Source organism: Amycolatopsis sp. PSD-21, from assembly GCF_055561455.1.
This window is the reverse complement of record NZ_CM145712.1, coordinates 6699069-6720595: the sequence shown is the minus strand read 5'-3', so window position 1 is coordinate 6720595 and position 21527 is coordinate 6699069. Positions and strand designations below refer to the sequence as shown.

Here is a 21527-nt window from a genome sequence, read left to right as displayed (position 1 = left end):
CGAATTTCCGTAACTCGAACAGGTTGGATTTCCGCGCCGTCGCCGGGAGCCGTATTACCGTTCGGTCATGATCGACAACGGGAGGTTCGCGATGCGTTTCCGGTCGGTGGCCGCTTCTGTCCTTCTCGGTTGCGCGCTGTGCGTGGCGCCCGCGGCACTCGGGGCCGGGGCACGGTCGCTCGCGATCCAGCCCTGCCCCGAGGTCAACGATCCGCCCGACTACACCATCTCGAACGGCGCCAAGGCCTGGATGAAGACGAATCTCCGCAGCGACTACCTGCGCGGGCCGGGGACGATCACCTACAACAAGACCACGACCTCGTCGGTCAACGCGTCCATCACCGGTACGACCAGTGCCGAGGCGGGTGTCATCTTCGCGAAGGCGAGTGTCTCGTTGGCGGTGAGCGTCGGCGCGAGCTACTCGAAGTCCGATTCCTGGTCCTATTCCGCGACGGTGCCCGCCGGGAAGACGTTGCGGTTGCAGCAGTACAAGGAAGCGCGCTCGTTCACCGTGCAGAAGTACCGGATCGTCCCGCCGTGCAAGGTCAAGTACCTCTGGAAGAAGAACGCCGTCGCGCCGGTCAAGAGCCCCAGCTACCTGTGGCAGCTGATCGGCTGACCCCGGTTTTGGGGCCGATCACAAGACTCGTTCGCCCGATCTTGTGATCGGCCCCATGGACCTACGGTGACCGTGCCGACACGCTGGGAGGTGCGTCGCGGGCAACGGGGCCCGGACGGAACGGGACGGTGGCCACGATGGGGAGACTTCGCGCACGGATACTGATCGCCGGGATGGTCGCGCTCGCGACCGTGGGCATCGCGCCCGCCGCGACGGCCGAGACCGGCATCGCGAGCCGGTGGAGTGAACCAGGGCCCTACACGGTGACAGTCGAAGCCCTCGACAGCACGCATACCGTGTACCGGCCTTCGCGGCTGGAGAAGCACCCGGTGATCCTGTGGGGCAACGGGACCGGTGCCGGCCCGAAGATCTATGACGGCTTGTTGCGGCATCTGGCGTCCCACGGTTTCGTGGTCGCGGCGGCCGACACGCCGAACGCGGGTTCCGGTCAGGAGATGCTGGCCGGGGCCACGACCCTGATCGCCGAGAACTCCCGTCCCGGCAGCCCGTACCAAGGGAAGATCGACACGGCGCACATCGGTGCCACCGGCCACTCCCAGGGCGGCGGCGGGGCGATCGTCGCCGGCGCGGACGCCCGCGTCACCACGACGATCCCGATCGAACCCGGACCGCAGGGCTCGGCCGCGGCGCTGAAGGGTCCCTCGTTCTTCCTGGGCGGGCAGTTCGACACCATCGTCGTTCCCGGGCTGCTGGTCATTCCGCGGTACCGCCTGGCGGACCAGGTCCCCGCGATCTACGCCGAACTCGGCGGAGCGACCCATTTCACGCCGGTCGGCGACGGGGGCGGGTTCCGCGGCGTGATCACGGCGTGGTTCCGGTTCTGGCTCTCCGGCGACGAGCGGGCCCGCGCGGAGTTCTTCGGCCCGTCCTGCGGATTGTGCCGTGACGGGGCGTGGTCCGACGTCCGTCGCAACGCGAAGGCGCTGGCCGTCCCGGGCGCTTGATCGACGGATCTTGTCGGTGCCCGGGGTTAAGGTCTGCCACAGCAGCCTGACCTGGAGGGATATCCGCGATGACCACACTCGTCAACCGGCCGAACACCGCGCTCCTCGTCGTCGACGTCCAGAACGGCGTCGTCGACGAGGCCCACGAGCGCGACGCCGTGGTCGCGAAAATCGGCGGACTCGTCGGCAGGGCGCGCAGGGAAGGCGTGCCGGTCGTCTGGGTGCAGCATTCCGACGATGAACTCGTGCGGGACAGCGAAGAGTGGCGCATCGTCGGCGAGCTGGACCGTGAAGACTCCGAGCCTCTCGTCGAAAAGTCCTATGGGGACTCGTTCGAGGACACCGATCTGGAGCAGGTGCTCGCCGAGCGCGGGGTCGGACGGCTCGTGGTCGTCGGGGCGGAGACCGACGCCTGTATCCGTTCGACCCTGCACGGCGCGATGGTCCGCGGGTACGACGCGACGCTGGTCGGTGACGCGCACACGACCTTCGACAAATCGGAGTGGGGCGCGCCGACGCCGGAGCAGGTCATCGCGCACACGAACCTGTACTGGCGGCACCAGGTCGCGCCGGGCCGGAAGGGAGGGACGGTCAAGGCGGAAGACGTCGATTTCCGCGGCTGAACCTCTTCACCGCGTTCCTGGCCAGTAGGCGATCAGCAGTCCGGCGTCGCCCGTGAAATCGCTGCCGTGGTGGGACTTCGCCGCGTCGAGCACGCGGCGGACGATTTCCGGCGGTACGTGCCCGGCGCCGGCGGCCAGGCTGTCGGCGAGCGCGAACCGTTCACGGTCGGCGGTGCGCGCTCCCGTGAGGCCTTCGGTGTGCAGGACTAGGAGCTCTCCGGGCCGGAGGTGAGCGGTCGTGATGTGCCCGGGGCCGCCGTCGCCGAACGGTGGCCGCCGCGCACTGTCCACTGTGGCCGGCCCGTGCCCGGTGCCGAACACGAGCGGTGGTTCGCCGCCCGCTTCGAGATGGCGCAGTGTGCCTCGGGTGAGGTCCACTTCGGTCAGCGTGCCGCGGACCGTGGTGCCGTCAGGGAACTGCGCTGAAAGCGCTTTGTCGACAGCGCTTTCCTGGCCGCGTAGATCCTGGCCTTCGCGACGGGCCGATCGATAGGCAGCGAGCGCCGTCGAGACCGCCAGACCCGCGGGCCCGGTGTCCCGGCCCGCGTCGAAGATCGCCAGCCACGCCGTCGTTTCGGAAAGGGCGTAGTCGAAGGACACTCCGCGAACGTCGTAGGCGGGCTCGACGCCGCCCGCGACCACGAAGTCGCCCGTCGCCGCCGTCAGCGGCGGCAGGTTCTGCCAGAGCAGCTCGGCGGTGGGGCCGCGCCACCTCCGGCGCCGGGTCGTGTCGAGGCCGTCGCCGTAGCGCATCGCGGCGGCGATGAGGTGGCCGGACAGCGACGCGAGCCACTGGCACTGGGTGCGCAGGGCGGGGTCGTGGAGGTCGGCGCCCTGGACGGCGCCGATCTCGAGCACGCCCATCCGCTCGTCGCCGTCCAGGAGCGGGGTCCACAGCCGCGGCCCGCCCGGCTCCTCGGACAGCACGGTGCCGGCGTGCCGGTAGGCCCGTCCGGCGGTGCCGGCCTCGATGGGCAGCGGCGGCCGGGCGGGTGCGAACTTGGTGGGGAGGGGGTGGAGCTGCCGCTGCTCGTAGTCGGCGAGGTAGACCGTCAGCTCCAGGTCGAGCGCCCGGCCCGCGGCGGCGACGATCGCGGGCAGCCGCTCGGGAGAGACCCGCTGGGCGCCGTCGAGAAGTCCCACCAGCGCGGCCAGGAGACCGCGGGGGCGGCTGCCGTCGCCGACGTCGCGGCTGTACGGCGCCCGCCGCGTACCCGAGAGCTCGTCGAGCCGCTCGTTGACCGCGTGCGCCACCATGTCCCGCTGGATGCTGGGCAGGGGGAGCACGCCCCTCAGGTAGGCCGCCAAGTCGGCTTCGCTGACGTCACCGCCCAGCGCGAAATACCTCAGCCACAGTTGCTCCAGGGTGAGCCCTGTGCGCGCGAAGCATTCGGCGATGACCCGTCGCTGCTCCGCGGCCTGGAGCGTGGACACAGTGATCACCCCCGGGGTTCTCGGCGACACCGGCCCGGGTACCACGGCGGCCCGAGGTGAAACATGAGCCGGGAGCCGACGGGCCGATGCGGAGTTACGCCAGGTGGACGAACCGTTCATCGTCGGCACGACCGAAGGAGGTGATTCGTGACGGGCGGAACGTGGGTCGCGGTAGGCCGGGTGATCGCATTCGGCTAAGGTCGGTTTCCGAAAGCGGTTCTGAGCGTTGAGAAGTTAGCGCCGATCCGCCGGTAACCGGGTTGGTTGCGGCGGTTGATGGTGCGCGCTCGGCGCCGGTTCCCGCCGGTGACTCCCGTGGTGCATCACGCCGATGTGCAGAAGTGGGAGAGGCGGGCTTTGGCCGATGAATTCGACTGGCAGCAGGACAAGAACCGATTCGTCGAGGATGTCGGCGACGGCGACCTGCCGGTGACCTCAGAGAACGGCGCCCGGCTCATCGCTGGGCCACTGGTCACCCAGTTCGTGGCCCTGACCAGGGCGTTGCTGGATTCCGGTTCGATCGCGGCGGTACTCGAACGGGTGGTCTTCGCGACGCGTGACCTGGTACCGGGCGCGGATCTGGTCAGCGTCACCCTCCTCGATCCCGACGGAGGGTTCCACACGCCGGTGCGGACCGACGAGATCGCCGGCGATCTGGATCAGCTGCAGTACCAGTACGGCGAGGGTGCTTGCGTCGAAGCGGCGCGGGTTTCGGGGCCGGCGGCGGCGTTCAGCGACAATCTGGCGGAAGACGCTCGATGGCCGCGCTTCGGTCCCGCCGCCGCGGCGCTCGGGTTCCATTCGCTGGTCTCGACGGCACTCCTGCCGGAGGCGTCGAGTTCGCAGCCTTCCGGCGCGCTGAACGTCTATTCGCGAAGCCCGCACGGCATCGCCAAGGCCGACCGCGACGTGCTGCTGCTTCTGGCGACGCACGCGTCACTGGCCTTGGCGACGACGCACGCGGTCACGCGAGGCCAGCTCCAGGAGGAGCAGCTCCAGCAGGCGCTCGACAGCCGCGACGCGATCGGGCAGGCCAAGGGCATCCTGATGGCGCGGCGCGGGATCGACGCCGCGGAGGCGTTCGAGGTGCTGCGGCACACGTCGCAGAACATGAACGTCAAACTCCGTGAGCTGGCGGAGATGCTGTCCAAACGGCATACGGAACTGCAACTGCCGGACTGAGCGGGCGGCCGCCACTACGATCGCGGTCATGGGTTTCGGCGAGCTGGAGTTGTCGCGGACGTTCGAATGGCGTGGCCGTTCGGTGGCGTGGGAACGCCTCGGCGAAGGCGCCCCGGTGGTGCTGTGTCACGGGACACCGTGGTCGGCGCAACTGTGGGCGCCTTTCGCGCGAGCGCTCAGCGCGGAATTCGCCGTCCACGTCTGGGACATGCCGGGGTACGGCCGTTCGTCGAAGGATCCCGGCCACGCCGTCGATCTCGGGACGCAGGGCGAGCTTTTCGCCGATCTGCTCGCGTATTGGGGGTTGGCCGCCCCGCACGTGATCGCCCACGACTACGGCGGGGCCGTTTCGCTGCGCGCGAAGCTGCTGCACGGCGCGGAATACGCCTCGCTCGCCCTGGTGGACGTCGTCGCGCTGCGGCCGTGGGGTTCGGAGTTCTTCCGGCTGGTCGCGGAGAACGCCGAAGTCTTCCAGGCGCAACCCCCGGTGGTGCACCGAGGAGCGCTGGAGTCCTACATCGGGACGGCCTCCCATCGTGGTCTCACCGCCGCGCAGCTGGCCACGCTGACCGGGCCTTGGCTGGACGCGGAGGGACAACGCGCCTTCTACCGGCAGATCGCCGAGGCCGACGTCCGGTACACCGACGAGATCCAGGACCGTTATCCGGAACTGGCGCTGCCGGTGAAGGTGATCTGGGGCGCCGACGACACGTGGATCCCGGTGGACCGGGCCGAACGGCTCGCCGGCGCGATTCCCGGTGCCCTCCTGGACGTCATTCCCGAGGCCGGGCATCTGATCCAGTACGACGCGCCGGTCGAACTGGCCTTCTCGCTGCATCGGTGGCTCACCGCGGAAGTGGGCCGGTGGGGACCTGCCGGGAGCGGACGCTGAACCGCGCCGTCAAGATCGACATCTAGTCATTCGGATATCAGAATTCGTCTACGTGATATCCGGCCACGTACGCGCTCGAAAGCAGGGCGCCGTGACATTCCGCCGTCGACGGGCCGAAACCGATCGGGACCCAATGCCCGACGGTGTACCAATAGGAGGATCCGGACGCGCAGTGGGCGACCACCCGGTAGGTCTCCGAGTGTCTCGGCAGCGAGAAGCAGGTCAGGGAAATGCCCTCGCCGAAGAGGATTCCGTAGCGATCACCGTTGCAACCGTAGGGTGGGAACCTGCCTTCGGTCGCCGCGGAGGCCGGCGTGGCGGCCAGGAATACGGCCGCCGAAAAGGCGGCCATGACTAAAGCGGCGATTTTCTTCTTCATCGAATTCTCCCGCGGCTAGTTCCCATTGGAATGCCAAGGTTAGCCGCACGGAAGAATTGTCGTGAATTCATCGGGCAGGTGAAACGAGAACGCGCGCGGTGAACCGCGCTGCTCCGAAAGAGCGTCGCTCGCCCCTCTTCTGAGTTCCCGGCTCCCCTTTTGGCCTAGCGTCGCCGGTACTGCGCCGGAGACGTGATGGTGGAGCGGTCCTCGTACGATCCGGGCCTGCCGCGGTCGACGTGGAACGTCGTCAGGGTGCTGACCGGGGAGCGCGGGTCGCGCCGGTCGCCGATCACGCGCATATGCGTGCTCCAACGGCGCGGGGTGACCTCGTAGACGTCGTAGCCGTACCGGTTGCCCTCGAAGTACTTGAGATGCGGGTTCGCCGCGCCCATCTTCGGTCCGTTCGTGGCGTTCCATTCGGGGGAGTAGGCGCCGGAGCTGACCGAATGCGCGGTGAACTCCGTGCCGATCACCGGGGTGGACGGATCCGCGAAGTCCGGGCGGATGTCGTCGACGAACGCCGAATGCCAGTCGCCGGTGATCACCACGAGGTCTTCGAGGCCGCTTTGGGCCACGTGGGTCAGCACTTCCTTGCGCTCGGCGAGGAAACCGTCCCATTGGTCCGTGAACATGTAGCCGCCGCCGGGCTTCGCGAGCTGGCTCAGCATGATCGAGTTCACCCAGCAGTGCCACGCCTCGCCGGCGCCGGTCACCTGGTCCTTGAGCCACGCCTTCTGGTCCGCGCCGAGGATCGTGCCGTCGGGCAGGTTCTGTGCCGACCGGTACTGCCGGAGATCCAGAATGGACAGATCGAGGAGGTCGCCCCAGTGGCGCTGCCGGTGGATCCTCGGCGTCGAGGGGTGGTCGGGGCGCACCGGCATGTGCTCGAACCAGGCCTGGTACGCCGCCGAGCGCCGCGCCCGCAAAGACGGGGTGGTGCCGCTGTAGTCGTTGACGACCTCGTGATCGTCCCAGGTGACGAACCAGGGGTGGGCGGCGTGGGCGTCCCGCAGCGAGGGGTCGGATTTGTAGAGCGCGTGCCGCCGCCGGTACGCCGGCAGGGTCAGCACCTCGGGGCCTTCGTGGTCGCGCAGCGGATTCCCGCCGACCTGCCCGTGCTCGTAGACGTAGTCACCCAGGTGGACGACGAAATCCAGCTCTTCCCGCGCGATCCCGGCGTGCGCCGCGTAGAACCCGTCGTGGAAGGCCTGGCAGTTCGCCGAGGCGAACCGCACCCGCCGCACCGGCCCGACCGGCGCGGTCCGGGTGCGGCCGATCCGGCTGACCTTGCCGAGCGCGTGGAAGCGGTAGTAGTACTGAGCGCCCGGCTCCAGCCCGGACACCGGGACGTGCACGCTGTGCCCGAGCCTGGCGGTGGCGGCCGTCGTCCCGTGCGCCACGCGGCGGCGGAACCCGCGGTCGGTGGCGACCTCCCAGGCGACCTCGACGGTGTCGTCCAGCGGCTGCTCGAACTCCATCGGCTTCGGCGCGAGCCTGGTCCAGAGCGCGACGCCGTACGGGACCGGGTCGCCGGACGCGACCCCGAGGGTGAACGGCGCTTCGTCCCAGGTCGCGCCCAGCGCCGCCGCGGCCTCCTCGGCCTGCGCGACCGTCATCCGCGAACTCAACGGCCAGGCCAGCCCCAGCGCACCGGCGGTGGCGGCGCCTCGCAACAGATCGCGGCGGTTGACGGACATCGGTGGTCTCCTCGGCACTCGGCGGATCGCTCTCCGACACCGAACACCGCCAAGATGGCCGGAGTCCGACATGGGGGAGAACATCAGACGGTGATGACGACCTTGCCGCGCGCGTGCCCTTCGCGGACGTAGCGGATGGCCTCGGGCACCTCGGCCAGCGAGTAGGCCCGGTCGATGACCGGCGTCAGTTTCCCGGCTTCGACGAGCGCCCGCAGCGTCTGGAGATCGTCCTGGTCCTCCGTGGAGAACAGGCCGCGCAGCTTCTGCTTCACGAACGGCCCGAGGAGCAGCGCCCGCACGTTGCGCCCGACCGCACCGATCCACTTCCCGTCGCTCTCGCCGCCGACGAGGACGAGAGTGCCTTGCGGGGTAAGGGCCTTCCGCAGCGAGGCCAGCGACCGGTTGCCCGCGGTATCGAGGATGAGGTCGTAGCCGCCGCCGAACTCCTCACGGGTGTAATCGAAAACGCGGTTCGCGCCGAGTGAGCGGACGAGGTCGACCTTGTCCGTGCCGCACACGCCGTCCACCTCGGCGCCGAACGCCTTGGCGATCTGCACCGCGAAGGTGCCGACGCCACCGCCGGCGCCGATGACCAGGACCTTCTGCCGGGGCGCGACCCGCCCTCTGTCCCGGAGCGCTTGGAGCGCGGTGAAAGCGGAGATGGGAACAGCCGCCGCTTCGTCGAAGCCGAGCCGCTCGGGCTTCCGGGCGATCTTGTCCACTGTGGTCAGTGCGTACTCGGCGAAGGAACCTTGGCAGGTACCGAAAACCTCGTCGCCCGGCCGGAACCGGGTCACGTCGTCGCCGACGGCGTGCACCACGCCCGCGAAGTCCAGCCCGCGGACCCGGGCCTTCGGTCTCCGCACGCCGAAACCCATCAGCCGCACCAAGTACGGCGTGCCCTCCATGAGGTGCCAGACGCCGGGATCGACCGCGCCCGCCCGGATCCGCACCACCACCCCGCCGGGTCCGGCTTCGGGTTCGGGCAGGTCGGTCAGGGTCAGGACGTCGGTGGAGCCGTACTCGTTCTGGGCGATCGCCTTCACGGCGGCCTCATTCCTGGTCTGGGTACTGGAAAACGTCGTCGAGCGCGACGCCGAACACCCTGGCGATCCGGAAGGCCATCTCCAGGGACGGCGAGTAGCGGCCCTGTTCGATGGCGATCACCGTCTGGCGGGTGGCGCCGATCCGGTCCGCGAGTTCGGCCTGGGTCATCTCACCCTTCGCGAACCGCAGGGCGCGGATGGAGTTCGTGACCTTGGTCGGTTTCACCATGCCTGGAATCCCCAGCGGTAGGCGGCGATCTTCGCGATCGAGCCGAGCAGGGAGGACAGGACGAAGGCGAGGTACACGGTGTTGGCGATCCAGAAGTGGTCCAGCTCCGCCATCGCCATGACGAGCGCCGCGACACCGCCGATCACGACGAACGACTGTCCGATGTACTCGCCGAACCGGCCGATCTCGCGGTCGCGCTGGTCCTTGCGGCCCGCGTCACGCGGTGAGGTGATCGCGGCCGCGACGTTCAGCACGATCGAAGCCGCGACGGCCGCGCCGATCGTCCACAACAACGGTGCCACGTAAGGGATGTCGACGAGCGGGCCGGAGCCCGCCCGGCGGAGGACGACGATCAGGTACGCGGCATAGCCGAAGACCGTGACCACCACCATGATCCACGCACGTTTCTCTTCCATCGCCACGAGCCCAAGGTAAAGAGTTCTAGACATCATGTCAAATATTCTTTACTTCGACACGGGCAAGTAGTTCGTGATACAAATAGTGCGTACTACGAACTTGAGGAGTAATGATGACACTGTTCGGCTTCGGGCTCGAAACCGGCGTCGGCGAGGTGGAAGACCTCCTGCGGCACGCCGAACAGGCCGACCGTGCGGGACTCGACCTGGTCAGCCTGTCCGACCACCCGTACTTCGCCGACCGGCTCGACGCCTACGCGGCGCTGGGCGTGATCCTCGGCCGGACGTCGCGGGTCACGGCCGCGGTGAACGTGACCAACCTGCCGAGCCGTCCCGCGCCGATGCTGGCGAGGACGATCACGTCGCTTTCGGCGCTCTCGGGCGGCCGGGTCGCGCTCGGCATCGGTGCGGGCGGGCTGTGGCGGGAGATCGCCAAACTCGGTGTCGCGCACCGGACGCCCGCCGAGGCGGTCCGGGCGATGGGTGAGGCGATCACCCTGATCAAGGCACTTTCCGGCGGCGGGGCACCGGTGACCTTCGAGGGGGAGTTCTACTCCGTCGACGGGCTGGTGCCGGCGGCCGCGCCCGCGCCCCCGGTCTGGACGGGCGCTGTCGGGCCCAAATCCCTGGCGGTGACCGGAAAACTCGCCGACGGGTGGATCCCAGGGCACGCCGCGGACTGGCTCAGCCCGCGGTTCGCCGAATCCCGTCCGGTGATCGACCAGGCCGCCATCGACGCGGGCCGCGACCCCGGCGAGGTCGCCACCATCTACAACTTCCCTGGCCGCATAACGGAAAAGCCCACGGCGTCGCCGCGTGACGACGAGGGGCGGTGGGTCGGTGGTTCGCCGGAGCAGTGGGTCGAGGAACTGGTCACGGCGGTGCGCGACCACGGCGCCGCGGGCTTCATCTACTTCCCGGTCGAAGACGGGACCACCACCGACAGCGCGCTCGGCCGCTGGGGGAACGAGGTCGTCCCGGCGATCCGTGAGGAGCTGGCCCGGGGCTGACCATGATCGCCTCGTGAGTGACTTGCGGATCGCCGTCTGTGGCTCTGCGGCACCACCAGCCCCAGTGGTCACGGCGACCGCGCGTGAAGGACCCCTTGCCTCGGCTCAGCCGAGGAAACTCGACCTTCACCCCTTCCTCAGTACGTGAAGGCCCCCTTCATTGCGTCTAGCGCAATGAAGGGGGCCTTCACGTACTTCAGTGGCAAGCAAAGGAGCGGTGGCCTGGAGGCTCGAGGTCAGGCTTCGACGGTGAGGGTCTCTTCGAGGGTCGCCCGGTGCGTCGGCTTCGCCTCTTCGTAGCGACGGCGGCCTTCGTCGGTCACGACGACGAAGATCCCGCGCCGGTCCGACTCGCAGAGCGCGCGCTGGACGAGCCCTTCGCGCTCGAGGCGGGCCACGAGTCGTGAGGTGGCGCTCTGGCTCAGGTGCACGACCTCGGTCAGGTCGGCCGCGCGGCATTTGCCAACGACGCAGGTGACTAGTCGTTCCAGGGCTTCGAACTCGGTGACACCGAGGCCGTGGCGCTCCTGGAGGCGGCACTCGAGGCGGCCGAAGACCGCCGCATGCCGGGCGGAAAGTTCGCGCCACTCCTGCAGCAGGTCTTGTTCGGCGACGTCGCTCACGCGGCCCAAGATAGCATGCACGTGAATTTTATGCAAAGTCATTAAATGCACTTGCATTAGATGCGTGTGCATGTACTGTACGGATCATGAGTTCTTCCGTGCAGCTGTCCACCAGCTCGACAAGGTGGGACGCGCGCCTCTGGGGTGTCCTGCTCACTGTGTCCGTCGTCGTTGGCCTCGACGCGCTCGACGTGTCGATGGTCGCCGTCGCCCTCCCGTCCATCCAGGCCGAACTCGGCCTCTCCACCGGTGCCCTGCAATGGATCATCAGCGCCTACGTGCTCGGCTACGGCGGCCTGCTGCTTCTCGGCGGGCGCACCGCCGACCTGCTCGGCAGGCGCCGGGTCTTCCTCGTCGCCGTCGCGGTCTTCGCGCTCGCTTCCCTGCTCGGCGGCCTCGTCGACGACGGCGCGCTGCTGATCGCCACCCGCTTCATCAAGGGTCTCGCCGCCGCGTTCACCGCGCCGGCCGCGTTGTCCATCATCACCACGACCTTCCATGAAGGCCCCGCCCGCAACCGGGCGATCAGCATCTTCGCCGTCTTCGGTGCCAGCGGTTACTCCGCGGGCCTCGTCTTCTCCGGTCTGCTCACCCAGGTGGGCTGGCGCTGGACGTTCCTCCTGCCCGTGCCCATCGCGCTCGCCGCACTGGCCGCCGCGATCAAGCTGATCCCGTCCTACTCGCCGCAGACCGGTGGCGGCTACGACTTCCCTGGCGCGATCACCGGTGCGGCCGGTTCGCTCCTGCTGGTCTTCGCCGTGGTCGAGGCACCGGAGATCGGCTGGGCAGCGCCGCGGACGCTGATCTCGTTCGCCCTCGCGCTCGCCCTGCTCGTCACTTTCGTGTTCATCGAGAAGCGCAGCAAGCACCCGCTGCTGCGGCTCGGCATCCTGCGCTCCGGCCCGCTGGCCCGCGCCAACCTCGGTGGCGCGACGTTCTTCGGCGCCTACATCGGTTTCCAGTTCGTCGTCATGCTGTACCTGCAGAACGTGCTGGGCTGGTCCGCGTTGCAGACCGCGCTCGGGTTCCTGCCCGCCGCGCTGATCGTGGCCTTCGGTTCGCCGAGGATCGAGCCGCTGATCGACCGGCTCGGCACCCCGCGCACGATCCTCGCCGGTGTCGTCGCCCACGTCATCGGGTACGCGCTGTTCCTGCGGATCGACGAGAGCTCCAGCTACGCCGGTTCGGTGCTGCCGAGCATGATCCTGCTGGGTATCGGCTTCATGCTGGCGTTCTCCTCGCTGAACATCCAGGCGACCAACGGCATCTCCGACGACGAGCAGGGGCTCGCCGGCGGGCTGCTGAACACGTCGATCCAGGTCGGCGGCGCGATCGGGCTCGCCATCGTGACCGCGGTCCTGACCGGGAACTCCGGCGGTGCCACCGGCTCGGCCGCGCTGCTGAACGGTCTGGCGCCCGCGCTCACCGTGGTCACCGGTATCGCCGTGATCAGTGTCCTGGTGGCCCTGTCCGGAATCGTCGGCCTGCGCAAGGCCGAAGCCCGCTCCACCGTCGCCGAACCGGAGTTCGCCGCGGCCGAATGACCAGGGGGTGATGGGCCCCTTCCCGCGCTCGGGGGCGGGAAGGGGCTCGTCGCTACCAGCGGATCGGCAGCGATTTCAGCCCGTTCTGGAAGTTCGACCGCAACCGCACCGGAGCACCGGCGGGTTCGACCTCGCCGAGCTGCTCCAGGACCGCTTCGAACATCGCGCGCAGCTGCACCCTGGCGAGCTGGGCGCCGAGGCAGAAATGCGGGCCGTGCCCGAAGGTCAGGTGATCGTTGGGAGCGCGGCCGATGTCGAAGCGGTCCGGATCCTCGAAAACGGTCTCGTCACGGTTCGCGGCGGAGAACCAGACGACCACCTTTTCGCCCGCGCGGATGTCCACATCGGACAGAACGACGTCCTCGGTCGCGGTCCGGCGGAAATGCATGACCGGCGTCCACCAGCGCAGCATCTCTTCCACCGCACCGGGAAGCAGGGAACGGTCGGCGAGCAGCCGCCGGTACTGATCGGGATGCGACAGCAGCGCTTGCATCCCGCCGGGGATGCCGTTGCGCAGCGTTTCGTTGCCCGCCACGGAAAACAGCCAGAACAGGTTCTCGAACTCCGCGATCGAGACCCGGCCGCCGTCCTCCACGTGACCCATGAGATTGCTCATCACGTCCTCGCCCGGGTTCCGGCGTTTGTACTCGCCGAGCGCGGTGGCGTACGCGTAAAGATCCGGCATCCCCGCGCGAGTGCGCGGATCGGGCATCGACCCGTCCGGCCCCGGAACCGGCCGGACCGCCAGCGCCGCCCGCGCGAGATCGGTGACCTCGTCCGCGTCGACGGTCGCGCTCACCGCGTAGTCGGCGTCCTGGTAGCCGATCACGCGATTGCTCCAGTCGTACATCAGCCGCCGGTCCCGTTCGGGGATCCCGAAGACCTCGGCGAGCGTCAGCAGTGGGAGATCGGCGGCGACCGCCGCGAAATCGCACTCACCGTCCGCGCGGACGCCGGCGATCAGCTCCCTCGCCCAGCCCTGGATCCGCTCGGTCAGCCTGGCGACCGCGCGCGGCGTGAACGCCTTGGTGAGCAGGCCCCGCAGCCGGGCGTGCTCGGGCGGATCCATGTTGAGCATCATCCGGCGGACGTAACCGAGGTCCTGCTCGGTCGCCGGATCACGGATCTGCGTCCCGCCGAGGTGCGACGAGAACAGCTTCGGGTTCTTCAGCACGTGCTTGACGTCCGAATGCCGTAGCACGGCCCAGAAATCGTCCACGCGTACGACCGGCGACTCCCGGCGCAGCGCCGCGAGGTGCTCGTACGGCACGCCTCGGGTGTATACGTCCGGATCGGTGATCACGGCGTCGACACTAGCCCGCGGGCGGGGGACTGCGGAAAGATCCGTCCGGTGGACACGCTGAAGATGCGCACCGCCGGAACCGAAGGCCCCGCCGTGCTCCTGCTGCACGGCCTCGGCGCGACGGGCGCGGTCTGGGACGGCCTGATGCTGCAACCCGGCTATCGCTGGCTGGCCCCCGACCTGCCCGGGCACGGCGCCTCACCGCACTCGGCGCACTACTCCTTCGGCGGTCTGGCCGCGGCGGTCGCCGACGCGCTCCCGGAACGCGGTCAGCTGCTGGTGATCGGCCACTCCCTGGGCGGCGTGGTCGGGCTCGCGCTGGCCAGCGGGTGGTTCGGGCTCCGGGTCGACGGGTTGCTCGCGGTGGGTGTCAAGGTCGAATGGAGCGAGTCCGAACTCGCGAAGGCCGCCGACATGGCGGCGAAACCGCCCAGGGTGTTCACGTCCCGCGAGGACGCCGAACGAGCCTTCCTCAAGATCGCCGGGCTGACCGGTCTGGCCGAAGCGGACCCCGCCGGCATCGTCGAAACCGAGGGCGGCTGGCGGCTCGCGCTGGACCCGCGGGCCTTCGCTGTCGGCGCTCCCGACATGCCCGGACTGCTCGGCGCGGCGCGCTGCCCGGTCGCCCTCGCCGCCGGCGAGCACGACCCCATGAGCCGCCCCGAACAACTTCGCGCGCTCAGCGAGGCTTCTGTCGAACTTCCCGGACTGGGCCACAACGCGCACGTCGAAGACCCGGCCGTGCTCCTGGCCTTCCTCGGGCAATTCGGCGGCTAGCGCCTGATCTTGCCCAGGACGGCGATGCCCTCGGCGATGTCACTCGCCGGGCTCGCCCCGTAGCCGAGGACGAGCCCCGGATTCATCGGCCGCTGACAGTGCCACGACAGCGGCTGCACCTTCACCCCCTGCTCCAGCGCGGCGGCGGCGAAGTCGAGGTCGGAGAACTCCGCGTCGAAGGTGATCGTCAGGTGCAGCCCCGCGGCGGCGCCGTGCACCACGGCGTCCGGGAGATGCGCCCGGAGCGCGTCGATCATCGCGTCCCGGCGGCGGCGATGCCGTTTGCGCACGAACCGCAGCTGCCGCTCCATCTCGCCGGACTCCATCAGATGCGCGAGCACCAGCTGCGGGAGGACGGCGTTGCCAAGGTCGGCGAACCGTTTGGCCGCCACCACCTCGTCCCGGTACCGCGACGGGACCAGCATCCAGCCCACCCGGAGCGCGGGCGCGAGCCACTTCGACACGCTGCCCGCGTAGCAGACCTGCTCGGCGAGCATCGAGCGCAGCGCGGGAACGGGCGGGCGGTCGTAGCGGTGCTCGGCGTCGTAGTCGTCCTCGATGATCAGCCCGCCGTCCGCGGCCCAGCGCATGAGCTCGCGACGGCGTTCCCCGCCGAGCACGACACCGGTCGGGAACTGGTGCGCGGGCGTGAGCAGCACGGCCGGCGCGCCACTGCGCACGAGCTCGCCGACGTCGACCCCGTCCTCGTCGACGCGGATCGGCGGCGTCGCCAGCCGCCGGTCGTGCAGATGCTGACGGGCGCCCAGCGAACTCGGGTCCTCGACGGCGATCTCGGAGACGCCGTTCTCGAGCAGCACCTGGGCCAGCAGCCCGAGGCCCTGCGCGACACCGGCGACGATCAGCACGTCGTCGGCGTCGACGGTGATGCCGCGGGTGCGGGCGATCCAGTGCGCGATCGCGAGCCGCAGCGCGGGCGCGCCCCGCGGGTCGCCATAGCCGAAGTCCGCCGCCGAGAGGCTGTTGAGCACCGTGCGTTCGGCACGTAGCCAGGCCGTTCGCGGGAACGCCGTCAGATCCGGCACGCCGGGGGACAGGTCGATCCTCGCCGGGGTCGCCCGCAGCGAGTCGAAGACGCCGATCCCGGGCGCGGGCCGGAAGATCGTGCCCGCGGCGGGCGGACCGGAGGCCGTCTGCTCCTTGGTCCTCGCCGGTGCCGCGACGACCACCGTGCCCGCGCGGCCGCGTCCGGCGACGTGCCCGTCCTCGACCAGCCGCTGGTAGGCCTCGGTGACCACGCCGCGGGAGACCCGCAGGTCGGCGGCCAGCGCCCTGGTCGCGGGCAGCCTGCTGCCGACCGGCAGGCGGCCGTCGGAGATGGCGTGCCGCAGCCGCGACGCCAGCCAGTCCGACCGGCGCCCCGGCGGGGCGTCCCCGATGTCCAGTTGCAGGAAGTCCGAACCTTCTGCAGTCACCTGATCATTGTGTCATTCGGGCTCGTAGGCGAGGTTCGGCCGCAGCCACTGCTCCATAGTGGACAGTTCGAGGCCGCGCCGGGCGGCGTAGTCCTCGACCTGGTCCTTGCCGAGCCGTCCGACGGTGAAGTACCGGGAATCGGGGTGGGCGAAGATCAGCCCGCTGACGCTCGCCGCCGGCGTCATCGCGAACGACTCGGTCAGCCCCATCCCGAGCCGGTCGGAATCGAGCAGCTCGAACAGCTCCCGCTTCTCGCTGTGGTCCGGGCTGGCCGGGTAGCCCAGCGCCGGGCGGATGCCGCGGAACCTTTCGGCGTGCAGATCCTCCAGCTTCGGATCGGCGTCCGGCTCGAACCACTCCCGACGCGCCTGGAGGTGCAGGTACTCGGCGAACGCCTCGGCGAGCCGGTCCGCGAGCGCCTTCACCATGATGGCGCGGTAGTCGTCCTGCTTCGCCTCGAACTCGGCCGCGAAGTCCTCGGCGCCGAGGATGGTGACCGCGAAGCCGCCGAGGTGATCGCCCGCGCCGGCCGGGGCGATGTAGTCCGCGAGGCAGCGGTTGGGCCGCGACAGCGGTTTCTTGGTCTGTTGGCGCAGCATCGGGAACTTGACGCCCGAATCGAGGATGATGTCGTCGCCCTCGGAGTGCGCCGGCCAGAACGCGTACGCGCCCTTCGCCTGGAACCGCTCTTCGGCGATGATCTGGTCCATCAGCGTGTTCGCGTCGTCGAACAGCTCCCTGGCGACCGGGTTGTTCAGGATCGCCGGGTACTTGCCCTTCAGCTCCCAGGCCAGGAACAGGAAGGTCCAGTCGATCATCTCGCGCAGCTCGGTGAGCGACGGCGAGACGTACCGGACGCCGGTGAACGCGGGCGTCGGGATGTCGTCGAAGGAGACCTTCTCGGGGTTGGCCCTCGCCTCCTCGACCGTCAGCAACGGCGTCCGCTGCTTGTTCGCGTGCTGGACGCGCAGCTCTTCCTGGTCCTCGCGGTTCTTCTTGTCGAGGATCTCGGCGCGGTCGGCGTCGAGCAGATCGCCGACGACGCCGACGACGCGGGAGGCGTCGAGGACGTGCACGGTCGTGTGCTCATACGCGGGCGCGATGCGGACCGCGGTGTGCTGGCGTGACGTGGTCGCGCCGCCGATCAGCAGCGGCAGCTTCAGCCCGCGCCGCTCCATTTCGGCGGCGACGTTGACCATCTCGTCCAGCGACGGCGTGATCAGGCCCGAAAGGCCGATGGCGTCGGCGCCTTCGGAGACGGCGGTGTCCAGGATGACCGAGGCCGGGACCATCACGCCGAGGTCGATCACCTCGTAGTTGTTGCAGCCGAGTACGACGCCGACGATGTTCTTGCCGATGTCGTGCACGTCGCCCTTGACCGTCGCCAGGACGACCTTCCCGTTGCCCTGGCGGGTTTCGATCCGGCCTTCGAGGCGCGCCTTCTCCTTCTCGGCCTCCATGAACGGTTCGAGGTAGGCGACCGACCGCTTCATCACACGCGCGCTCTTGACCACCTGCGGCAGGAACATCTTGCCGGACCCGAACAGGTCGCCGACGATCTTCATGCCGTCCATGAGGGGGCCTTCGATGACCTCCAGCGGCTTCGGCAGCTTCTGGCGGGCTTCCTCGGTGTCCTCTTCGATGTAGTCGACGATGCCGTGCACCAGCGCGTGGCTCAGCCGCGCCTCGACCGTGTTGTCGCGCCAGGAGAGGTCGACCGTGCGCTGGGTTCCCTTGCCGTTGACCGTTTCCGCGAACGTGACCAGCCTGTCGGTGGCGTCCGCGCGGCGGTCGAAGAGCACGTCCTCGACCAGCTCCAGCAGATCCTTGGGGATGTCCTCGTAGACCGCGAGCTGCCCGGCGTTGACGATGCCCATGTCCAGCCCGGCCCGCACCGCGTGCAGCAGGAAGGCCGAGTGCATCGCCTCGCGCACGACGTTGTTGCCGCGGAAGGAGAAGGACAGGTTCGAGATACCGCCGCTGATGTGCACGCCGGGGCAGCGTTCCTTGATCCGCGGCAGCGCGTCGATGAACGCCTTGGCGTACCCGTTGTGCTCGGAGATCCCGGTCGCGACCGCGAGCACGTTCGGGTCGAAGATGATGTCCTCGGCGACGAAACCCGCCTGCTGGGTGAGCAGATCGTAGGCGCGGGCGCAGATTTCGACCTTCCGGTCGGCGGTGTCGGCCTGGCCTTCCTCGTCGAAGGCCATCACGACCACGCCCGCGCCGTAGTCGCGGATGCGGCGGGCCTGCTGGAGGAACTGCTCCTCACCCTCCTTGAGGCTGATGGAGTTGACGACTCCCTTGCCCTGCACGCATTTCAGCCCGGCCTCGAGCACCGTCCAGCGCGAGCTGTCGATCATGATCGGCAGCCGGGCGACCTCGGGTTCGGTGGCGATGAGGTTCAGGAACGTGGTCATCGCCTTTTCGCTGTCGAGCAGGTCGGCGTCCATGTTGACGTCCAGCAGGTTCGCCCCGCCGCGGACCTGCTCCAGTGCGACGTCGACGGCGGCCTGGTGGTCGTCGGCCTCGATCAGCTTCCGGAACTTGGCGGAACCGGTGACGTTGGTCCGCTCGCCGATCATGACGAACCCGGTGTCCTTGCCGATCTCGAACGGCTCCAGGCCGCTGAACCGGGTGTGCGGCTTCGGGGCCGGGACGTTCCGCGGCTTCATCCCGCGGACGGCGTCGGCGATCTCCTTGATGTGCGCGGGGGTCGTGCCGCAGCAGCCGCCGACGACGTTGACCATCCCGGCCGTGGCGAAGTCGCCGAGCAGCCCGCCGGTCTCCTCGGGCGTCTGGTCGTAACCGCCGAACGCGTTCGGCAGGCCCGCGTTCGGGTGACAGGCGGTGTACGTGCCCGCGAGGCGGGACAGCTCGGCGATGTGCGGGCGCATCTCCTCGGCGCCCAGCGAACAGTTGACGCCGACGAGCAGCGGATCCGCGTGCTCGATGGAACTCCAGAACGCCTCGACCGTCTGCCCGGACAGCGTCCGGCCGCTCAGGTCGACGATCGTCACCGAGATCCACAGCGGCAGATGCGGCGCGACGTCGCGGGCGGCGGCGATCGCGGCCTTGCAGTTGAGCGTGTCGAAGATCGTCTCGATGAGCAGCAGGTCCACGCCGCCCTCGGCGAGCGCCTTGATCTGGTCGGCGTACGCGGCGTACACCTCGTCGAAGGTGACCGCGCGGAACGCCGGGTCCTCGACCTTGGGCGACAGCGACAACGTGACGTTCAGCGGCCCGACCGACCCGGCGACGAACTTCCCGCCCGCCGCGTCCGCCGCCTCGCGGGCGATCTGGGCGCCGCGGAGGTTCATCTCGTACGCGAGATGCTCGAGCCCGTAGTCCGCCTGGCCGATCGTGGTGGCGGTGAACGTGTTCGTGGTGGTGATGTCCGCGCCGGCGTCCAGATACTGGCGGTGGATGTCGAGCACGACGTCCGGCCTGGTGATGTTCAGCAGGTCGGGGTCGCCGGTGATGTCACGGGGATGGTCCTGGAACCGCTCGGTGCGGTAGTCCTCTGGCTTGAGGCCGGCGTTCTGGAGCATCGACCCCCACGCCCCGTCGAGCACGACGATGCGCTCATCCAGCAGCTTTCGCAGGGCGGTCGTTTCCATCCAGCGCTCCTCCCATGTCGTGGGAGGCGCCCTTGCGGTGAAGTCCGGGGCCGAGCGTGGCGGACCCGGCGGTCCGTTGCAGCGCCTCTCGACCTTGGTGCCCAAGACTACCGGATCAGGACAAGGGCACTTGGCCTGAATTGCTCTCCTGCTGGCCAGCACGGGTTCGGCTTTCCCGCATCGTGGGACGGGGCGGGTTCGGCCTGCGAGGGCCACGATCCTGCGGCCGACGTCGATCATGGGCACCTCGACCCGGTGGCGGAGGACGTCCGAGATGACCAGGGCGACGACGGTCACGGCGACCGCGGTCAAGGTCCGATGCGGGCCCATTTGGGGGTCGACAAGGCGACCACGGCCGCCGCCCCCTGCAAGAGGTGCACGGAGTAGGACCTCTCGCCGATGAACCGCATCGCCGGGGGGGGGCGAAGAGCCAGGCGATCGGACCACGCGGGACCAGTGAGGTGATGAACGGCGGGTCAGTACGGCGCACGTGGTTCCGCCGTCCTGGAAGTCGATCACGTGGAGCTGAAGGACCACGAGAGCCGCGAGCAGGACGAGGCGGGCGATGGGATGGGTGAAGACGCGGAGGACCGCGAAGCCCTTGCGGTAGTGGAGGCCGATGGCGAGGGGGCAACCGATGATGATGCGGCGTGCGGCATCACCGGGATCAGCGCGACCAGTGCGATCGCCAGCCGAGTCGCTTCGGGAAGCTCAGCGCCGCGACTGGCCGAACAGTGCGTTATGGGGAACTCGTTCGTCAAGGTGAGGAGGTATGGCGTGGCTCCGGAGAGTCCGCTGGTGGTGTATCGGCCGCGAAGATGGGTGAACACGATGATGATCCCCAGAGCCGGTGAAATAGGACGGAAGAATGCGGAACGCGCGATGGATATAGAAGTTCGCGAGCGAGATCTTGCCGTTTTCGGTCTTCTTCACGCGGCGCCAGTGTGGTGATCAGGAAACCGGAAGGAGCGAAGAACAGGTGGACGCCGATCCACCCGTTGCCCATGGCCCACGACGGTCCTCGTGGTGGAACCCCACCACGAGGAGCGCGGCGATCGCGCGCAATCCTTCGAGGGCCGGGAATCTCCTTGTGGACAGGTGCTGCTCGTGAGTCATCATCGTGGCCCCAGGCGTCACCGGCTTTCCTGCCGGGTAAGGATGCGCCACTCTGCAGGGTGAAATACTGGTTCCTGTGCGGGGCTGCGCATTCGCCGTGTGGATCGACGGCGCCTGTTGGAGATTAACCGGCTGACGCGGCCCGTCGGGCTCGAATTACTCGAAGGTGGATACGTTGGCGATCGACTATGAAGCGTGGTGCGCCGAGGAGCCGCGGGTGGCGTCGGTCGCTCGTGTGGCCACGGTGACGATGCGACTTCTGCTGGGCGTCGACAACATCGAGATCGTCGTCACCGGTGAGGCCGAGCTGACATGGAGCTTCAGCTGGGGGAGTGCCGCCGGAGCACGGATGATGGTCATGGGTCCGGAGTACGCCGAGATCCCGGGACGATGGTCGGTCTTCGCCGCGGCCGACTCCCGCGGGGTGGACCTCGATGAGCTTCTCTCGCTGGTGATCGTCATCGCGGCCGGGGTCGTACACGGCGGTGAGGTGGTCGACGAGTGTGGCAGGCTCGCGCAGCGCGTGAACGAGCCAGGCGAGCTCATGCTCAAGGTGTTGAGATCGGGCGAACGGGAACCCGCGAGACTGGTGGAGTGTTTGAAGTCGTGAGCGAC

Annotated in this window: 20 protein-coding genes; 10 read left to right on the top strand and 10 right to left on the bottom strand. The window is 69.0% G+C overall.

The annotated features are described in order from the left end of the window. The first annotated feature begins 67 nt into the window (after nucleotides 1-67). From ACZ1DY_RS31430 to ACZ1DY_RS31420, 3 genes are all read left to right on the top strand, one after another. Complete coding sequence (locus ACZ1DY_RS31430) at nucleotides 68-619, top strand: hypothetical protein (protein WP_257485220.1); 552 nt, start codon at nucleotides 68-70, stop codon at nucleotides 617-619. Between the two features lie 137 nt (nucleotides 620-756). Then, complete coding sequence (locus tag ACZ1DY_RS31425; protein WP_465481807.1) at nucleotides 757-1584, top strand: poly(ethylene terephthalate) hydrolase family protein; 828 nt, start codon at nucleotides 757-759, stop codon at nucleotides 1582-1584. A 68-nt stretch (nucleotides 1585-1652) separates the two neighbouring features. Beyond that, nucleotides 1653-2207 (top strand): isochorismatase family protein, encoded by a 555-nt coding sequence (locus ACZ1DY_RS31420; RefSeq protein WP_257485222.1) that lies wholly within the window; start codon nucleotides 1653-1655, stop codon nucleotides 2205-2207. A 6-nt stretch (nucleotides 2208-2213) separates the two neighbouring features. Here ACZ1DY_RS31420 and ACZ1DY_RS31415 read toward each other — a convergent pair whose 3' ends face one another. Further along, entirely contained in the window at nucleotides 2214-3641 is a 1428-nt protein-coding gene (locus tag ACZ1DY_RS31415) for a PP2C family protein-serine/threonine phosphatase (protein ID WP_465481806.1), read from the bottom strand. A gap of 357 nt (nucleotides 3642-3998) precedes the next feature. Between ACZ1DY_RS31415 and ACZ1DY_RS31410 the strand changes: the two genes are divergently transcribed. Both ACZ1DY_RS31410 and ACZ1DY_RS31405 read left to right on the top strand, forming a co-directional pair. Further along, nucleotides 3999-4823, top strand: a complete 825-nt coding sequence (locus tag ACZ1DY_RS31410) for a GAF and ANTAR domain-containing protein (RefSeq protein ID WP_371878827.1) — start codon at nucleotides 3999-4001, stop codon at nucleotides 4821-4823. A 28-nt stretch (nucleotides 4824-4851) separates the two neighbouring features. After that, nucleotides 4852-5715 (top strand): alpha/beta fold hydrolase, encoded by an 864-nt coding sequence (locus ACZ1DY_RS31405; RefSeq protein WP_257485225.1) that lies wholly within the window; start codon nucleotides 4852-4854, stop codon nucleotides 5713-5715. Between the two features lie 37 nt (nucleotides 5716-5752). On the opposite strand, the gene ACZ1DY_RS31400 is transcribed toward ACZ1DY_RS31405, so the two are convergent. From ACZ1DY_RS31400 to ACZ1DY_RS31380, 5 genes are all read right to left on the bottom strand, one after another. After that, nucleotides 5753-6094, bottom strand: coding sequence for a hypothetical protein (locus ACZ1DY_RS31400; RefSeq protein WP_457952312.1), 342 nt, complete (start codon nucleotides 6092-6094; stop codon nucleotides 5753-5755). Between the two features lie 164 nt (nucleotides 6095-6258). Continuing rightward, on the bottom strand, nucleotides 6259-7794 hold the full coding sequence (locus tag ACZ1DY_RS31395; RefSeq protein WP_465481805.1) for an alkaline phosphatase D family protein: 1536 nt from the start codon (nucleotides 7792-7794) through the stop codon (nucleotides 6259-6261). Between the two features lie 83 nt (nucleotides 7795-7877). Next, nucleotides 7878-8840, bottom strand: coding sequence for an NAD(P)-dependent alcohol dehydrogenase (locus tag ACZ1DY_RS31390; protein ID WP_465481804.1), 963 nt, complete (start codon nucleotides 8838-8840; stop codon nucleotides 7878-7880). Between the two features lie 7 nt (nucleotides 8841-8847). Then, a complete protein-coding gene (locus ACZ1DY_RS31385) occupies nucleotides 8848-9069 on the bottom strand; it encodes a helix-turn-helix transcriptional regulator (RefSeq protein WP_126736070.1) in 222 nt (73 codons plus the stop codon). Next, a complete protein-coding gene (locus tag ACZ1DY_RS31380; RefSeq protein WP_465481803.1) occupies nucleotides 9063-9491 on the bottom strand; it encodes a hypothetical protein in 429 nt (142 codons plus the stop codon). Before ACZ1DY_RS31380 ends, ACZ1DY_RS31385 begins: the two co-directional genes overlap by 7 nt. A gap of 107 nt (nucleotides 9492-9598) precedes the next feature. Here ACZ1DY_RS31380 and ACZ1DY_RS31375 point away from each other — a divergent pair, with 107 nt between their 5' ends. Next, nucleotides 9599-10495 (top strand): LLM class flavin-dependent oxidoreductase, encoded by an 897-nt coding sequence (locus ACZ1DY_RS31375; protein ID WP_465485734.1) that lies wholly within the window; start codon nucleotides 9599-9601, stop codon nucleotides 10493-10495. A gap of 236 nt (nucleotides 10496-10731) precedes the next feature. Here ACZ1DY_RS31375 and ACZ1DY_RS31370 read toward each other — a convergent pair whose 3' ends face one another. After that, nucleotides 10732-11118, bottom strand: a complete 387-nt coding sequence (locus tag ACZ1DY_RS31370; RefSeq protein WP_126736066.1) for a MarR family winged helix-turn-helix transcriptional regulator — start codon at nucleotides 11116-11118, stop codon at nucleotides 10732-10734. A gap of 86 nt (nucleotides 11119-11204) precedes the next feature. On the opposite strand from ACZ1DY_RS31370, the gene ACZ1DY_RS31365 reads away from it, so the two are divergent. Continuing rightward, a complete protein-coding gene (locus tag ACZ1DY_RS31365; RefSeq protein WP_257485229.1) occupies nucleotides 11205-12662 on the top strand; it encodes an MFS transporter in 1458 nt (485 codons plus the stop codon). Between the two features lie 52 nt (nucleotides 12663-12714). Here ACZ1DY_RS31365 and ACZ1DY_RS31360 read toward each other — a convergent pair whose 3' ends face one another. Beyond that, nucleotides 12715-13965, bottom strand: a complete 1251-nt coding sequence (locus ACZ1DY_RS31360; RefSeq protein ID WP_465481802.1) for a cytochrome P450 — start codon at nucleotides 13963-13965, stop codon at nucleotides 12715-12717. Between the two features lie 48 nt (nucleotides 13966-14013). Between ACZ1DY_RS31360 and ACZ1DY_RS31355 the strand changes: the two genes are divergently transcribed. Further along, nucleotides 14014-14742, top strand: coding sequence for an alpha/beta fold hydrolase (locus ACZ1DY_RS31355; RefSeq protein WP_465481801.1), 729 nt, complete (start codon nucleotides 14014-14016; stop codon nucleotides 14740-14742). Here ACZ1DY_RS31355 and pdxR read toward each other — a convergent pair. Together pdxR and metH are read right to left on the bottom strand one after the other, a co-directional pair. Beyond that, complete coding sequence (pdxR, locus tag ACZ1DY_RS31350; RefSeq protein ID WP_465481800.1) at nucleotides 14739-16175, bottom strand: MocR-like pyridoxine biosynthesis transcription factor PdxR; 1437 nt, start codon at nucleotides 16173-16175, stop codon at nucleotides 14739-14741. The two genes, ACZ1DY_RS31355 and pdxR, sit on opposite strands and share 4 nt — an antisense overlap. Nucleotides 16176-16187: 12 nt before the next feature. Continuing rightward, on the bottom strand, nucleotides 16188-19796 hold the full coding sequence (metH, locus tag ACZ1DY_RS31345) for a methionine synthase (RefSeq protein ID WP_465481799.1): 3609 nt from the start codon (nucleotides 19794-19796) through the stop codon (nucleotides 16188-16190). A 519-nt stretch (nucleotides 19797-20315) separates the two neighbouring features. On the opposite strand from metH, the gene ACZ1DY_RS31340 reads away from it, so the two are divergent. Both ACZ1DY_RS31340 and ACZ1DY_RS31335 read left to right on the top strand, forming a co-directional pair. Continuing rightward, complete coding sequence (locus tag ACZ1DY_RS31340; RefSeq protein WP_465481798.1) at nucleotides 20316-20747, top strand: hypothetical protein; 432 nt, start codon at nucleotides 20316-20318, stop codon at nucleotides 20745-20747. A gap of 340 nt (nucleotides 20748-21087) precedes the next feature. After that, entirely contained in the window at nucleotides 21088-21522 is a 435-nt protein-coding gene (locus ACZ1DY_RS31335) for a hypothetical protein (RefSeq protein ID WP_257485235.1), read from the top strand. The last annotated feature ends 5 nt before the right edge of the window (nucleotides 21523-21527 follow it).

What these genes read in the sequence shown, in the direction of transcription:
- ACZ1DY_RS31430 (WP_257485220.1), top strand. Translation starts at nt 68, where the DNA reads ATGATCGACAACGGGAGGTTCGCGATGCGTTTCCGGTCGGTGGCCGCT.
- ACZ1DY_RS31425 (WP_465481807.1), top strand. Translation starts at nt 757, where the DNA reads ATGGGGAGACTTCGCGCACGGATACTGATCGCCGGGATGGTCGCGCTC.
- ACZ1DY_RS31420 (WP_257485222.1), top strand. Translation starts at nt 1,653, where the DNA reads ATGACCACACTCGTCAACCGGCCGAACACCGCGCTCCTCGTCGTCGAC.
- ACZ1DY_RS31405 (WP_257485225.1), top strand. Translation starts at nt 4,852, where the DNA reads ATGGGTTTCGGCGAGCTGGAGTTGTCGCGGACGTTCGAATGGCGTGGC.
- ACZ1DY_RS31400 (WP_457952312.1), bottom strand. Translation starts at nt 6,094, where the DNA reads ATGAAGAAGAAAATCGCCGCTTTAGTCATGGCCGCCTTTTCGGCGGCC.
- ACZ1DY_RS31395 (WP_465481805.1), bottom strand. Translation starts at nt 7,794, where the DNA reads ATGTCCGTCAACCGCCGCGATCTGTTGCGAGGCGCCGCCACCGCCGGT.
- ACZ1DY_RS31385 (WP_126736070.1), bottom strand. Translation starts at nt 9,069, where the DNA reads ATGGTGAAACCGACCAAGGTCACGAACTCCATCCGCGCCCTGCGGTTC.
- ACZ1DY_RS31375 (WP_465485734.1), top strand. Translation starts at nt 9,599, where the DNA reads ATGACACTGTTCGGCTTCGGGCTCGAAACCGGCGTCGGCGAGGTGGAA.
- ACZ1DY_RS31365 (WP_257485229.1), top strand. Translation starts at nt 11,205, where the DNA reads ATGAGTTCTTCCGTGCAGCTGTCCACCAGCTCGACAAGGTGGGACGCG.
- metH (WP_465481799.1), bottom strand. Translation starts at nt 19,796, where the DNA reads ATGGAAACGACCGCCCTGCGAAAGCTGCTGGATGAGCGCATCGTCGTG.